At 64.7% G+C, this 14,060-nt stretch carries 14 protein-coding genes; 8 read left to right on the top strand and 6 right to left on the bottom strand.

The window, feature by feature from the left end; genetic code table 11:
• Positions 1-137 precede the first annotated feature (137 nt).
• Genes IM701_RS08910 through IM701_RS08895 form a run of 4 tightly spaced genes read right to left on the bottom strand, consistent with a single transcriptional unit; the run spans position 138 to position 4,325 of the window.
• On the bottom strand, positions 138-1,205 hold the full coding sequence (locus tag IM701_RS08910; RefSeq protein WP_193826717.1) for a PA0069 family radical SAM protein: 1,068 nt from the start codon (positions 1,203-1,205) through the stop codon (positions 138-140).
• Positions 1,206-1,256: 51 nt separating this feature from the next.
• Positions 1,257-1,784, bottom strand: coding sequence for a molybdenum cofactor biosynthesis protein B (gene moaB, locus IM701_RS08905; protein WP_193826716.1), 528 nt, complete (start codon positions 1,782-1,784; stop codon positions 1,257-1,259).
• Positions 1,774-3,570, bottom strand: a complete 1,797-nt coding sequence (locus tag IM701_RS08900; protein ID WP_193826715.1) for a lytic transglycosylase domain-containing protein — start codon at positions 3,568-3,570, stop codon at positions 1,774-1,776. The genes moaB and IM701_RS08900 overlap by 11 nt, the downstream gene beginning before the upstream one ends.
• Positions 3,546-4,325, bottom strand: a complete 780-nt coding sequence (locus tag IM701_RS08895; RefSeq protein ID WP_193826714.1) for a uracil-DNA glycosylase family protein — start codon at positions 4,323-4,325, stop codon at positions 3,546-3,548. Before IM701_RS08895 ends, IM701_RS08900 begins: the two co-directional genes overlap by 25 nt.
• 110 nt (positions 4,326-4,435) lie before the next feature.
• On the opposite strand from IM701_RS08895, the gene IM701_RS08890 reads away from it, so the two are divergent.
• The 8 genes from IM701_RS08890 (at position 4,436) to IM701_RS08855 (ending at position 13,104) form a co-directional block, all read left to right on the top strand.
• Entirely contained in the window at positions 4,436-6,085 is a 1,650-nt protein-coding gene (locus IM701_RS08890; RefSeq protein ID WP_039332007.1) for an electron transfer flavoprotein-ubiquinone oxidoreductase, read from the top strand.
• A gap of 41 nt (positions 6,086-6,126) precedes the next feature.
• Positions 6,127-6,630 (top strand): endonuclease domain-containing protein, encoded by a 504-nt coding sequence (locus IM701_RS08885; protein ID WP_193826713.1) that lies wholly within the window; start codon positions 6,127-6,129, stop codon positions 6,628-6,630.
• The gene (locus tag IM701_RS08880) at positions 6,630-7,427 is read left to right on the top strand and encodes a 4-(cytidine 5'-diphospho)-2-C-methyl-D-erythritol kinase (protein ID WP_193828398.1); all 798 of its coding nucleotides are present in this window, start codon (positions 6,630-6,632) and stop codon (positions 7,425-7,427) included. Before IM701_RS08885 ends, IM701_RS08880 begins: the two co-directional genes overlap by 1 nt.
• Complete coding sequence (locus tag IM701_RS08875; RefSeq protein WP_193826712.1) at positions 7,424-8,146, top strand: N-formylglutamate amidohydrolase; 723 nt, start codon at positions 7,424-7,426, stop codon at positions 8,144-8,146. Before IM701_RS08880 ends, IM701_RS08875 begins: the two co-directional genes overlap by 4 nt.
• A 122-nt stretch (positions 8,147-8,268) precedes the next feature.
• Positions 8,269-10,116 (top strand): dihydroxy-acid dehydratase, encoded by a 1,848-nt coding sequence (gene ilvD / locus IM701_RS08870; protein ID WP_193826711.1) that lies wholly within the window; start codon positions 8,269-8,271, stop codon positions 10,114-10,116.
• Positions 10,116-10,472 carry a hypothetical protein gene (locus tag IM701_RS08865; RefSeq protein ID WP_230487631.1) on the top strand — a complete coding sequence of 119 codons (357 nt, stop codon included), beginning with the start codon at positions 10,116-10,118 and terminating at the stop codon, positions 10,470-10,472. Before ilvD ends, IM701_RS08865 begins: the two co-directional genes overlap by 1 nt.
• On the top strand, positions 10,456-11,898 hold the full coding sequence (locus tag IM701_RS08860; RefSeq protein ID WP_193826710.1) for an NAD(P)H-hydrate dehydratase: 1,443 nt from the start codon (positions 10,456-10,458) through the stop codon (positions 11,896-11,898). The genes IM701_RS08865 and IM701_RS08860 overlap by 17 nt, the downstream gene beginning before the upstream one ends.
• Complete coding sequence (locus IM701_RS08855) at positions 11,899-13,104, top strand: class I SAM-dependent RNA methyltransferase (protein WP_193826709.1); 1,206 nt, start codon at positions 11,899-11,901, stop codon at positions 13,102-13,104.
• A 1-nt stretch (position 13,105) separates the two neighbouring features.
• On the opposite strand, the gene IM701_RS08850 is transcribed toward IM701_RS08855, so the two are convergent.
• Both IM701_RS08850 and IM701_RS08845 read right to left on the bottom strand, forming a co-directional pair.
• On the bottom strand, positions 13,106-13,540 hold the full coding sequence (locus tag IM701_RS08850; protein ID WP_039332019.1) for an MAPEG family protein: 435 nt from the start codon (positions 13,538-13,540) through the stop codon (positions 13,106-13,108).
• A 25-nt stretch (positions 13,541-13,565) separates the two neighbouring features.
• Complete coding sequence (locus tag IM701_RS08845; RefSeq protein WP_193826708.1) at positions 13,566-13,997, bottom strand: MAPEG family protein; 432 nt, start codon at positions 13,995-13,997, stop codon at positions 13,566-13,568.
• Positions 13,998-14,060 lie beyond the last annotated feature (63 nt).

The raw sequence follows: 14,060 nt of genomic DNA, 5'->3' as shown, positions 1-14,060 counted from the left end.
TCCAGCACCACCCTTCATCGTCATCCCGGGCTTGACCTGGGATCCCGCTTCCTTGGTTCACAGGAAGCGCAGAAGAAAAGCGGGGCCCCGGGTCAAGCCCGGGGCGACGGTAGGTTTGGAGAATGTCTGGTGTGTGCTCAGAACAGGTCCAACTGGCCGTTGGCGCTGGGCTTTCTGAACTGCGCGCAGTCCAGATCGATGTGGGCCTTGCCGATGCCGTGCTTGCGACAGGCGACGCGGAAGCGGGTGCGGATGAGGTCGGCCCAGATGCCATTCGGCTTCATGCGGGTGAAGAACTGCGCGTCGTTGTCCTTGCCGCCGCGAACCGACTGGACGATCCCCATGACTTTCGATGCGCGATCCGGGAAGTGCGTGTCGAGCCATTCGCGGAACAGCGGGGCGACTTCGTGTGGAAGGCGCAGCATGATCCAACTGGCCGACCGCACGCCACGGTCTGCGGCGGCCTCAAGGATGCCTTCCATGAACTGGTCGGTGATCGAAGGAATGACCGGGGCGACCGAAACATGGGTGGGGATGCCGGCGGCAACAAGCTTTCCAAGGGCTTCCAATCGCTTGGCAGGACTGCTTGCACGCGGTTCGAGAAGGCCGGACAGGCGCGGGTCGAGGCTGGTGACCGAAATGCCGACCGCGGTCAGATTGCTGCGGGCGAGTTCGGCCAGCAGGTCCAGATCATCCAGTACGCGCGCGGACTTTGTGGTGATGGTGACCGGGTGGCGCAATTCGAGGCAGAGTTCGAGAACCTGGCGGGTGATGCGGTAACGGCTTTCGATCGGCTGGTAGGGATCGGTATTTGTGCCCATGGCAATGGGAGCGGGCATGTAGCCGGGCTTGGCCAGGGTTTCACGCAGCAGCTTTGCCGCATCGGGTTTGGCAAAGAGCTTCGTTTCGAAATCGAGGCCGGGCGAGAGATCGTGCCAGGCGTGGGTGGGCCGAGCGTAGCAGTACACGCAGCCATGCTCGCACCCCCTGTAGGCGTTTACCGAACGATCAAAGGGGATGTCGGGCGAGCGGTTGAAGGTGAGGATCGAGCGGGAATGTTCTTCGGTGACCGTCGTGCGCAGCTTGGGACCGGGACCGTCGATATCCTCGCGAGCGTCGAGCCAGTCGCCGTCAACCTCGCGCGTGGCGAGGCCGAAGCGTGTCGGGACATTTGCGGATTGTGCGCCTCTGCCATGGACTGCCATGGCTGGATTGGAACATAAGTGGAACGAAAATGCAATAGCGATTGGAAAGACTTACTTTTCCAGCAGCCTCGGCATCAGTTCGACAAAGTTGCAGGGCCGGTTGCGGCTGTCGAGCTGTTCGTCGAGGATGCCGTCCCAGCCGTCCTTCACCGCGCCATTCGAGCCGGGCAGGGCGAAGATATAGGTGCCGCGCGCGACGACGGCGCAGGCGCGTGACTGAATCGTGCTGGTGCCGATGGTCTTGTAGGACAGCCAGCGGAACAGTTCGCCAAAGCCCGGGATGTCGCGCGTCTTGACGCGTTCGAGCGCTTCGGGAGTCACGTCGCGGCCGGTGAGACCGGTGCCGCCGGTGATGACGACGGCATCGACGGTGCGATCGTCGATCCAGTTGTTGAGGCGGCTGGCGATGCGGTCGGCATCGTCCTTTTCCATGGCGCGGGCAGCGAGCTTGTGGCCCTTGGCCTTGATGCGTTCGGCGAGGATATCGCCCGATGTATCCTCGGCCGGGCCGCGAGTGTCGGAAACGGTCAGCAAAGCAATGTTGATCGGCTTGAATTCGCGCGAAGTATCAATTGCCACGCGATGCGATCCTCACATTATCTGCGCCTGAAAGGCCGGGGAACTTGGGCCACATGCCCTGGACAAGGCCCATGCGGCTTTCCGACGGGCCGCCGGCCTGCTTTTCGTACATCCAGTAATTGCGCATGACGATGGAAACGTAGCCGCGCGTTTCCCAGTAGGGGATCGATTCCATCCACAGCAGCGGATCGCTGCCGCCGCGGATTTCCGTGTTCCAGCGGCTGATCGGCAGGGGGCCGGCATTGTAGGCGGCCATGACCTTGGGCAGGAGGCCCTGCGTCGCATCGGAATCGCGCAACTGCTGGAGGTACTGCTGGCCGAAGGCAAGGTTGACGTCAGGCAGGTCGAGCTGGCGATCGCGCCCGGCCATTGCCGGCTCTACGCGGGCCATGTCCTTGGCCGTGCCGGGGCGGACCTGCATCAGACCCTTGGCCCCGGCCGGGCTGGTGACGGCCGTGCGGAAGTTCGATTCCTGCAGCGAATGGGCAAAGAGCAGCGCGGGATCGACCTTCCAGCCCGTGGCCGGCGTCCACTTCGGCGCAGGGAAGCGCGCGGATTCATCGGGACGGGCCCCTGCCGGGGCATTGTAGGCCATCCACAGCTGGGTAGAGGGGAGGCCCAGATCGCGGGCAAGGCGCGAGAGCGGGGCATATTGCCCGGGCGCGCCGATGCGGGCCTGATGGCGCAGGACTTCGTCGGCAAGGCCGTCTTCGCCGATTTCGGCAAGTTGCACGGCGGTGCGGATGTTCGGAACGTCGCGCAGCTGCTGCCAGTCATTCTGCGAGAAGTCCGGCGCGACCGGCGGCGTGCTTTCGCGCATGCCCAGCGCTTCGGAGGCCATCATGCCGTAGAGCGTTTCGCGGAAGCGGGCGGCGTTGCGCAGCGAGGCCGAGACTTTTTCCGGCTTGCGGCAGCGCAGCCAGGCGCGGCTGGCCCAGTAGTGTGCGGCGGACGCCAGTTCGTCGTTCTGGGCCGATCCTGCGGTCTTTTCAAAGGCGTCGGCGGCGGCGAGGCAGTCGCTCAGGCGCCAGCTTGCAAGGCCTGCGGTCCAGTAGGCTTCCGCGACCCACGGGCCGGTGCCTTCGGCGGCGGTGAGCGAAAGAGCGCGGGCGGTGGCGTCGTCGTTCTCGATATAGAAGGCCCAGCCGACCTTCTGCCGCCATTCGGCGCGAGCAGCGGGCGAGAGCGTGGCATCGACCCCATCGAGCAGGACGCGGGCACCGACGGGATCGTCAAACTTGATGCGGTCCTGAATCGCGGCGGCGACGCCGGCCGGCATCGTACCGTCATCGATCGGGCGCGGCTTGATGCGCTTGGAGACGGTGGGAAGGCTGACAAGACGCTGTGCCTGCGGCAGGGCGGGCATGTCGGTTGCGCCGCGCTTCAGGGCGAGGCGACCGAGCTGCTCCGCCCACGGCAAGTCCGGAGCCTTGGCCAGCACTTCAGTGATCGGGGCGAGCTCTGCCTTGGGCGAGGTTGCGGCCAGCATGTACTGGGCGCGGGCTACCGTATGGAGAGGCCCATCGGTCCGCTGGGCGAACAGCGTCTGCACCTGCGTCCAATCCTCGCGCTCAATCGCGGAGAACAGGCTCTTGTAATAGGAGCGATCGTCGGCGCTCAGCAGCGAGGGGACGGCGGTGCGATCGGCGCGGCCACGGAAATAGTCGACCGCGGCGCTGTTGGCGTGAGCCGGGACAGCCGAAAGCCCAAGCGACGAGGTCGCGAGCGCGAGCAGCGTGAACGTCTTGGCGCGAGCCAGCTTCAAATCGTTTCGGTCCCCGTCCATTCGAGCCAGCGGCTCCACAGACCTGCCTTGAGGGCAGGGCGCTGCAGCATGGATTCGAGATCCCACGCCGGCAGCGCGGGAAGTGGTGGCCCTTCTTGATTAATTGCCCGTAAACTTTGAGCCAAATTCGGCGGGTCGTTGCCGAGAAGCGCCGAAATGCCTGATGCGCCCAGGATCAGCAGTCGTTTCGGAGCGGCAAGAGTGATGTGGTGGAGGAGAACTTCGCCGAGGCCCGACTCCTTGTGGAGGTGCCAATCGGGCATCGGCACGTGGGCTGGAAGGGCAGAGGCGATGTAGGTTCGGGACCGGTCAAGGCCGAACGCGGCCAGCATGGCATCGAGCAATCGGCCTGCACGCCCGGAGAGAAGGGTATCGCCATCGTCTGCCGAGGGCATCGGCACCAGGATCATCAGGTCCGCACCTTGCGCGCCGACCGGAGGCAGGCGATGCAACCCGGCGGGCGCGAGGGCGGGTTCGGCCAACCACCAAGGTGCGAAGGCTTCAAAGGTCTGCGGCCAATCAGCCCTGGCGCTAACCTTGGCCACCTTGGGCGAATCATCGCGCTCTGCCGTGAGTTCGCGCAGCGGCTTCATCGGGGCCGGTGGTGCAGCTTCCCTTGGCTTGCGCGCTTCGGCCAACCAGTCTTGCGGATCGTCAACGAAGGCATGGTCCACGCCCGCATCGCGCCACCAATCGAGCGCGGCCGTAACGGCATCGCGCCACTGATGATTTTCTGCGTTAGCGATATCGGGCAACCTGTCTTTCCTTCCAGTCCAATTTGCGGTCTTGACCTTGCCTGTGCCCTCTTTCAAGGCACATTCGAAATTCAATCGTGCGTTTAGCAGCAGTCGGGAGATATCGGGGCATGAGCGAACGGGAATCGATGCCGTATGACGTCGTCATCGTTGGCGGAGGGCCTGCGGGCCTGGCTGCTTCGATCCGGCTTAAGCAGGTGAACCCGGAAATTTCGGTCTGCATCCTGGAAAAGGGTTCGGAAATCGGCGCGCACATCCTTTCGGGCGCGGTGGTAGACCCGAAAGCGCTCGACGAACTGCTTCCGCAATGGCGCGAACAGGGCTGCCCGATGGCCGAAGTGCCGGTGACCGACAATTGGCACTGGGTGCTGTCGAAGAAGGGCAAGGTCTCGATCCCGCACTGGCCGATGCCGCCGTTCATGTCGAACGATGGCAATTATACCGGCAGCCTTGGCAACCTGTGCCGCTGGCTTTCGGAACAGGCGATGGAACTGGGCGTCGAGATCTTCCCCGGCTTCCCCGCGGCGGAGATCCTGTTCGACGAGAATGGCGCGGTCATGGGCGTCGCGACCGGCGACATGGGCATTGCCAAGGACGGTTCGAAGAAGCCCGATTATCAGCCGGGCATGGAACTGCACGCCAAGTACACGCTGTTTGCCGAAGGCGCGCGCGGGCACCTGACCAAGCGGCTCAAGGCGCATTTCGACCTCGAGCGCGATTGTGAGCCGCAGGTCTATGGCATCGGCATCAAGGAGCTCTGGGACATCGATCCCGAGAAGCACGTTCCGGGCCGGGTGATCCACACGCAGGGCTGGCCACTTTCGGAATCGAATTCGTGGGGCGGCGGGTTCCTCTACCATCAGGCCAACAACCAGGTGGCATTGGGCTTCGTTACCGCGCTCGATTACGCCAACCCCTATGTCTATCCGTTCGAGGAATTCCAGCGCTGGAAGCAGCATCCGGAAATCCGCGCGATCCTGGAAGGCGGACGCCGCGTGTCGTACGGCGCGCGTGCGATCAATGAAGGCGGCTGGCAATCAGTGCCGCGCCTGTCGTTCCCGGGTGGCGCGCTGATCGGCTGCTCGGCCGGCTTCGTCAACGTGCCGCGCATCAAGGGCAGCCACACCGCGATGAAGAGCGGGATGCTGGCCGCGGAGTCCATCGCGGCGGCGATGGCAGCTGGCCGCGAGAAGGACGACATGGTCGAGTACGATGCGGCCGTGCGCGAAAGCTGGATCGCCAAGGAGTTGAAGAAGGTCCAGAACGCGCAGCCGCTGGTGGCCAAGTTCGGCGGTGAGCTGGGCACGGTGCTGGCTGGCGCGGACATGTGGCTGCGCACGATCGGCGGCTTTGGCATCTGGAAGCCGATGAAGCACCACCGCGACAGCGAGGCGACGCAGCGCGCCGACCTGTACAAGCCGATCGCGTACCCCAAGCCTGATGGCGTCATCACCTTCGACCGCCTGACCAGCGTCTCGTTCTCGTACACCAATCACGAGGAAGACCAGCCGAGCCACCTCGTGCTGAAAGACCCGACGGTGCCGACGCGGATCAACCTGCCGCTCTATGCGGGCCCCGAGCAGCGCTACTGCCCGGCGGGCGTCTATGAGTACGTCGGCGTGGAGGAAGGCAACCCGCGCCTGCAGATCAACGCCCAGAACTGCGTCCACTGCAAGACTTGCGACATCAAGGACATGACCCAGAACATCGAATGGGTCACGCCTGAGGGCGGCGGCGGGCCGAACTATCCGAATATGTGAGGTTGAGTTCCTCCCCGGCACGGGGAGGGGGACCATCGAAGATGGTGGAGGGGTACGCGCAAGTTTGCCAACCCCTTGAAAGGATCCCCAAGCTGATCACCGGACCAAAAGGCACGGTCAAGCTCGCCCGCAAGCTGCGGAGCGAGATGACCTTGCCCGAAGGTCTGCTGTGGCGCGAGTTGCGCAAGCGACCGGGCGAGCTGAAATTTCGGCGTCAACATCCGGCAGGCGCGTTCGTGATCGACTTTTATTGTGCGGCGGTGAAGCTGGCCATTGAAGTCGATGGCTTTGCCCACGACACTGCTGAAGGGATCAGGCGGGACACGGTAAAGTCACATTTCCTGCGGTCACAGGGGATTGCGACCCTGAGGGTTCCGGCGAAGGCTGTGTTTGAGGATATCGAGTTGGTGGTGCGGCGGATTGTTCAGGTCTGTGAGGAGCGGGCGTTGCGGTTGGAGGGGGCTGGCCGGGTGCGTTCGGGAAACTTGGCGGTGCCCCTCCACCATCCTGCGGATGGTCCCCCTCCCCGGGACGGGGAGGAATGATGCGAGAGACCGCCTACGCCAAGATCAACCTTGCGCTGCATGTGCGGCGGCGCAGGGAGGATGGGTATCATGAGCTGGAAACGCTGTTTGCCTTCGTGGATGCGGGGGATGTGCTGAGCACTTCGTCTGCGCAGGCGGATTCGCTGCGCGTTGTCGGCGAGTTTGGCGGCGCTTTGGACGGTCCGTTTGGCAACATCGTGGCCAAAGCCTTGCAATCCCTGCCGCATGGGCCGGGCTGGGCGGTGACGCTGGAGAAGAATCTGCCGGTGGCGGCCGGGCTGGGTGGCGGATCAGCCGATGCCGGGGCGATATTCCGGATGGTTCGGGACAGCCATGGTTTGCCGGAGGACTGGCATGCGCGGGCGGCGAAGCTGGGGGCGGATGTTCCGGCTTGCGTCGAGAGCGTGGCGTGCATCGGACGCGGAACCGGAACCGAGCTGGAGCCGATTGCCAACGATCTGGCGGGGACGCCTGTGCTGCTGGTCAACCCTCGCATTCCGCTGGCGACCGGGCCGGTGTTCAAGGCTTGGGATGGCGTTGATCGCGGGCCGATGGAAGGTGACAACCTCAGGGAAATGGCGCTTGCGGGCCGCAATGATCTGGAAGCTCCGGCACTGACGCTCGTGTCAGAAATTGGCGATGTGCTGAGAGCCTTGGAGCAGACGGGCGCGTGGTTGACGCGTATGTCAGGATCAGGCGCGACGTGCTTCGCGCTCTATGATAGGCCTGAGCTGCGCGATGCCGCCAAGGTGGCTATGCCGGCGGGGTGGTGGACCTTGGCGGGGGCCCTGCGATGAGCGAGGCCTTTGCGATCCTTGGTCAGCCGCGCTTCGGGGGCATTCTGGTGGTGTCGGACCATGCTTCCAACCGCGTGCCTGATGACATCGACCTTGGCATCGCTCCCGAACTGCTGAACCAGCATATCGCGGTTGACATCGGCGTAGCCGAAGTCGGCTCGTTGATGGCTCAGCGGCCCGGCATTGCGGCGTTTCAGGGCGGGGTGAGCCGTCTGGTCTGCGATTTCAACCGTGACGAGCATCTGCCGACCGTGGTGCCGATTGCCAGCGATGGCCATGCGATCCCCGGCAACGCGCTCGATCATGCAGGCCATGAGGCGCGGCTGGCGCGGTTCTTCCGGCCCTATCACGATGCGCTGGCCGACCTTCTGGCCGATGTGCCGCAAGCGCTGATCCTGTCCTTGCACAGCTTCACGCCGCAACTCGCCTCGAGCGATGAGCCTCGGCCCTGGCACGTGGGCGTGCTCTACAACGAGGATGATCGCGCAGCGCGGATCGCCATTCCAATGCTTGAGGCCGAAGGGCTCTGCGTCGGGGATCAGCTGCCCTATTCGGGCAGGCTGCTTAATGCGACAATGAACCGCCATGCCGAGGCGGATGGAAGGCCCTACCTGGGCATCGAGGTGCGGCAAGACCTGATCAGCGATGCTAAGGGCCAAGCTGAATGGGCCGAGCGGCTGGCGCGGATTGCCAATCAGGTTGCGGTCGCAATCAGTTAGGTTTTCTGCCACTTTTGGCTGACATAGTTGTATTTAATACTTTCGACAGCGGCTGATTCCGTGGGCTAGGGAACGATCCCAAGTCGCTCGTAAAAACTGATTCCCTGTCCGGAGTTCGCACAATGCCCCCCTATCGTTCACGCACCACCACCCATGGCCGCAACATGGCGGGCGCGCGCGGACTTTGGCGCGCAACGGGCATGAAGGACGAGGACTTCGGCAAACCGATCATCGCGGTGGTCAATTCGTTCACGCAGTTCGTGCCGGGCCATGTCCACCTCAAGGACCTCGGCCAGATGGTGGCGCGCGAGATCGAGGCGGCTGGCGGCGTTGCCAAGGAATTCAATACCATCGCGGTCGATGACGGGATCGCCATGGGCCACGACGGCATGCTCTATTCATTGCCGAGCCGTGACCTGATCGCCGACAGCGTGGAATACATGGTCAACGCCCATTGCGCCGACGCGATGGTCTGCATTTCCAACTGCGACAAGATCACGCCTGGCATGCTGATGGCGGCAATGCGGATCAACATTCCGGTCGTGTTCGTCTCGGGCGGGCCGATGGAAGCGGGCAAGGTAATCCTCAAGGGGAAGGAGCACGCGCTCGATCTGGTCGACGCTATGGTGGCCGCGGCCGACGACATGATGACCGACGAGGAAGTGACTGCGATCGAGCGGTCGGCCTGCCCGACCTGCGGTTCGTGCTCGGGCATGTTCACGGCCAATTCGATGAACTGCCTGACCGAGGCGCTGGGTCTTTCGCTGCCGGGCAATGGCTCGACGCTGGCTACCCACGCTGATCGCAAGCGCCTGTTCCTCGAAGCGGGGCGCCTCGCCGTGGACCTGTGCAAGCGCTACTACGAGGACGACGATGCCAGCGTCCTGCCGCGCTCGATTGCCAGTTTCGATGCGTTCGAGAATGCGGTTTGCCTCGATATCGCGATGGGCGGTTCGACCAACACGGTGCTGCACCTGTTGGCGGCGGCGCACGAAGCGGGCGTGAACTTCACCATGTCAGACATCGATCGGCTGAGCCGCCGGGTGCCGTGCCTGTCGAAGGTCGCGCCGGCCAAGAACGACGTGCATATGGAGGACGTCCACCGTGCGGGTGGCATCTACGCCATTCTTGGAGAGCTGGATCGTGCGGGCCTGATCCACACGCACTTGCCGACGGTGCACAGCCGCACGCTGGCCGAAGCGCTGGATCGCTGGGACATCAAGCGCACCAATTCGCCAAGCGTGCAGGAATTCTTCAAGGCGGCGCCGGGCGGCGTGCCGACGCAGGTGGCGTTCTCGCAGGACCGTCGCTGGAAGGAACTGGACCTTGACCGCGAGACCGGCGTGATCCGTTCGGCCGAACACGCCTTCAGCAAGGACGGCGGGCTTGCCGTGCTCTATGGCAACATCGCGCGCGATGGCTGCATCGTGAAGACGGCGGGCGTCGATGAGAAGATCCACAAGTTTGCGGGGCCGGCCAAGGTCTATGAAAGCCAGGACGCGGCGGTGACGGCGATCCTGACCGGGCAGGTCGTGGCAGGGGACGTGGTGGTGATCCGCTACGAAGGGCCGAAGGGCGGCCCGGGCATGCAGGAAATGCTCTATCCCACCAGCTACCTCAAGTCGAAGGGGCTGGGCGCAGCTTGCGCGCTGCTGACCGACGGGCGCTTTTCAGGTGGCACTTCGGGCCTTTCCATCGGCCATGCCTCGCCGGAAGCGGCCGAGGGTGGCGAGATCGGGCTGGTCGAGAACGGCGACATGATCGAGATCGACATCCCCAACCGCACCATCCATCTGGCGGTGAGCGACGAGGAATTGTCGCACCGTCGTGCGGCCCAGGACGCCAAGGGCTGGAAGCCGGCGCAGGAGCGGCCGCGCCAGATCTCGACGGCGCTCAAGGCCTATGCCGCGATGACCACCAGCGCGGCGCGCGGTGCGGTGCGCGACCTCAAGCAGCTGGGCATCGACTGATGCGCAAGGGGCTGCCAGCGCTGCTGATCTGCGGGGTGCTGGCTGCCTGCTCCAAGGCTGAGGACGCACCGCAGGGGCGCGTGATCGATTGCGCGGTGGGCGGATCGGCGAAGTTCCTGCCGGAATGCTTTGTCGAGGACTCGCGCGTGGGTGACAAGCGCTTCCTGACCGTGCGGCACAAGGCCGGGGGTTTTCGCCGGTTCGAGATGGTGAACGACGGGCGTGGCGTGGTATCGGCTGACGGGGCCGACGAGGCGACTGCGCAGTGGTCGTCGCAAGGCGTGCTCGAAGTTTCGGTCGCGGGAGACCGCTATCGCTTTCCGGCAAGGATGAAGGACGATGCCCCGCAGCCGTGAGCCTTTGCTTTCGCAAGTACTCACAGTGGCGCAGATGCGCGCCGCAGAGGAGGACCTGATTGCGGCGGGCTCGACTGTCGATGCGCTGATGCAACTGGCCGGGCGCGGGGCGGGCGAGTGGGTACGCCGGATCGCGGGCGGCGGTTCGGTTACCGTGCTGTGCGGGCCGGGCAACAACGGCGGCGATGGCTGGGTCATCGCCGAATACCTTCGCGAACATGGCAATGCCGTGCAGGTCTTGGAGGCGCGCGAGCCGGTGACGGATGCGGCGCGCAATGCCAAGGCCCTGTATCGCGGGGCGGTCGTTTCGGCGGGAAGTGTGACGGCGGGGGACGTGTTCGTCGACTGCCTGTTCGGAAGCGGGCTGACGCGCGCCTTGCCGGATGATCTTCTTGCCCTGCTGTGCGATTTGGCGGCGCTGCATCGCCATCGCATTGCGATTGATCTGCCGAGCGGAATCGAAAGTGACAGCGGCGCCGCGCTGAATGAGGGCTTGCCGGAGTGGTCGTTGACAGTGGCGCTGGGGGCGTGGAAGCATGCCCACTTTGCCATGCCTGCCTGTTCGAAGATGGGCGCGGTCAGGCTGGTTGATATCGGCGTGGCGGCACTGCCGGGCGCGGCGCGGGTCCTGGCGAAACCGAAGCTGGAGGCACCTGCAGCCGATGCGCACAAGTACCGGCGCGGGATGCTCGGGATCGTCGCCGGAGAGATGCCAGGCGCAGCCTTGCTGGCGGCGACGGCCGCGCTGCGGGCAGGGGCGGGATACGTGAAGCTTGCAGCGCAGGCAGCGCCCTTGGTGGTCCCGCCGGAGTTGGTGGTGACCGGCGACGCTGCGGGAATGCTGGCCGACGCGCGGACCTCGGCGCTACTGGTAGGGCCGGGTCTGGGCCGGTCTGATGAAGCGTCGCGCCTGCTCGCTGCTGCGCTCCATGCTGGCCGACCGACAGTGGTGGATGCCGATGCGCTGGTCTTGTTGCGACCGGCGATGTTGTCTGGTGCACAATGCATTCTGACCCCGCACGAGGGCGAGATGACCGCGCTGGAGCGGGCTTTCGGGCTGTCGGGGGCTGGCTTGCGGCGAGATCGCGCGCTCGCTCTGGCTGAGGTTTCAGGCGCGGTCGTGGTGCTGAAAGGGCCGGACACGCTGATTGCCGCGCCCGGTGGCGAGACTGTTCTGGCACCGCGCGCTTCATCGTGGCTTTCGGTGGCGGGTACGGGTGACGTCCTGGCGGGAGCCATCGCCAGCCGCCTTGCCACGCATTGTCAGGACTTGGAGCAAGCCTTGCGCGCCGCCGAAGAAGGCCTATGGCTCCACGGCGAAGCGGCGCGGCTGTGCGGGCCTGCGTTCACGGCCGGAGAACTGGCCCATGCCGTGCAGGCAGCGCTGAAGGCCTGCCACGGAGGTGGCTACGAAGGAACTTCTTGAATGAGCGAGTCAGATCTGATCGTGCGTGTTGCCGCCAAGGGGGAAGGCGCAACGGCAGACGGCAGATACGCGGCGCTGGCGGCTCCCGGCGATGTGCTGCAGGCTGATGGTTCGCTGGTGCACGGTCCCAACCACGTCGATCCGCCGTGTCGGCACTTTCCCGCCTGCGGCGGTTGCCAGTTGCAGCACCTGTCCGAGAATGCGCTGGCCGAATACGTGCACGATCGCGTCGTAGGTGCGGCAAAGGGACAGGGGATCGCGGACGTGGTAGCCACGGCGGCGCACATCTCCCCGCCACGTTCGCGCAGAAGGGCGACCTTGCATGCGCAGGCGATCGGCAAGCGCGTGGTCATCGGGTTTCGCGAGCAGGGTTCGCACAAGATCGTCGACATGCGCGAGTGCCATGTTCTGGCGGCTGAACTGTTTGCACTGGTAGCCCCCTTGCGCGCCCTGCTCGAGCAATGGGGCGACCGCAAGCTGGCGGTCGATGTCGAGCTGGCGCTGGCCGATCAGGGTGTGTCCGTCGGCTTGAAGGGGCTGACTGCCGAAGGTCTGGCGAAGACCGAAGCCTTGCTCGACTTTGCGCGGGCCAACAGCCTGGCGCGGCTGACGATGGATTCTGGCTATGGCGCCGAGGGCGTGTGGGAGCCGGAGCCGGTAACGGTCACCCTTGGCGGGACGCCGGTTTCGTTGCCGCCCGGAGTTTTCCTGCAGGCGACTGCCGATGGCGAGGCAGCGCTTGTGGGTGCGGCGCGCGAATGGCTGGCCGGGGCACCCACGGTGGCGGATCTGTTTTCAGGGCTTGGCACCTTCGCCTTTGCCCTTGCGGGTCCAAAGACAAAGGTGCTGGCAGCCGAAGCGGCGCGCGATGCGCATCTTGCCTGCCAGACGGCGGCGCGAATGAACGGTCGGCCGGTCCACCCGCTGCACCGGGACCTGTTTCGCAATCCGCTGCGGGTGGAAGAACTGGATCGCTTTGCTTCCGTCGTGCTCGATCCACCACGGGCGGGCGCGCAGGAGCAGGTGGAGCAGATCGCCCTGAGCAAGGTTGCGCGCGTGGTCTATATCAGCTGCAACCCCGCGAGCTGGGCGCGGGATGCGATCAAGCTGATCGCGGGCGGTTACAGGCTGGCGGAGCTGCGGCCGATCGGCCAGTTCCGCTGGTCGACGCACGTGGAGCTCGCCAGCCTGTTCGTCCGCGATTGAATCAGGCGGCGAAGACGATCTTCGCGGCGTGGTAGATCAGCGCCATGAGCGCGACGCTCGACAGCGAGAACAGGATGAAGCGGACCATGACCTTGTTCACGGTCGCCTGCACCAGTGAGTGGACAACGCGCAAGGCTACATAGGCCCATGCCACGGTCGCGCTGGTGCCGTTGCCGGCTCCTGCGACAGCGATGACGAGGCAGACCGCGTAGAACAGCGTCGGCGCTTCGTGCAGGTGGTTGTAGTTGTGGGCCTTCCATTGGACGCTGGCGGGAAGCAGATCGTCGAGCGTCCTGGTGGGGTCCTTGGCGAGACTGTCTGGATCGAGCTTTGCCGCATTCATGGCCGGAATGCGGGTGACGTACATCCACAGCCACATGACCATGGTCCACGCCATAAGTGCAACGGCAGGTTGCAGGATATGGGCAATCTTCATTGGCATTTTCCCCCTTTTTTATGGCTTATCCGTGGCCCATGGTCGCTCCCAGCGCGCGCAGGGCCAGCCCGATCAGGCACAGCGTTGACAAAAGGAACAGGCTGAAGCGCACAGGCACGCGGTTGACGGTTGCCTGCCAGATCGAGTGGACGATGCGCAGGACAACGTAGCCCCATGCCAGCATGACATCGAGCGAGGCTGCCCCCATGATCGCAAGGATCATCACGGTGGCGTAGAACAGCGTCGGCTGTTCCATGAGGTGGCTGTAGTTGTGCGCCTTCCAGTTGATCTCGTCGGGCAGCACGCCTTCGAGGTCCTGTCCGCGCCCGCCGGGCTTGGCTTTGCCGAGGCCACCCTTTTGCTTGAGGGCTGGCAGCCGCGTTCCGGCCATCCAGAACAGCATGACAATCGACCACAGCACAAGCACCGTGGCGGGCGTGAGGATTTGCGCCTGCATCTTCAGATCTCCCCCGAGAATTGCCGGGAGAGTGCGAGGTGCGAGTTAGATTGTCAAATGCAA

The organism is Novosphingobium sp. ES2-1 (assembly GCF_015169775.1).
Lineage (GTDB): Bacteria > Pseudomonadota > Alphaproteobacteria > Sphingomonadales > Sphingomonadaceae > Novosphingobium > Novosphingobium subterraneum.
This window is presented reverse-complemented; position numbering and strand designations above follow the sequence as displayed.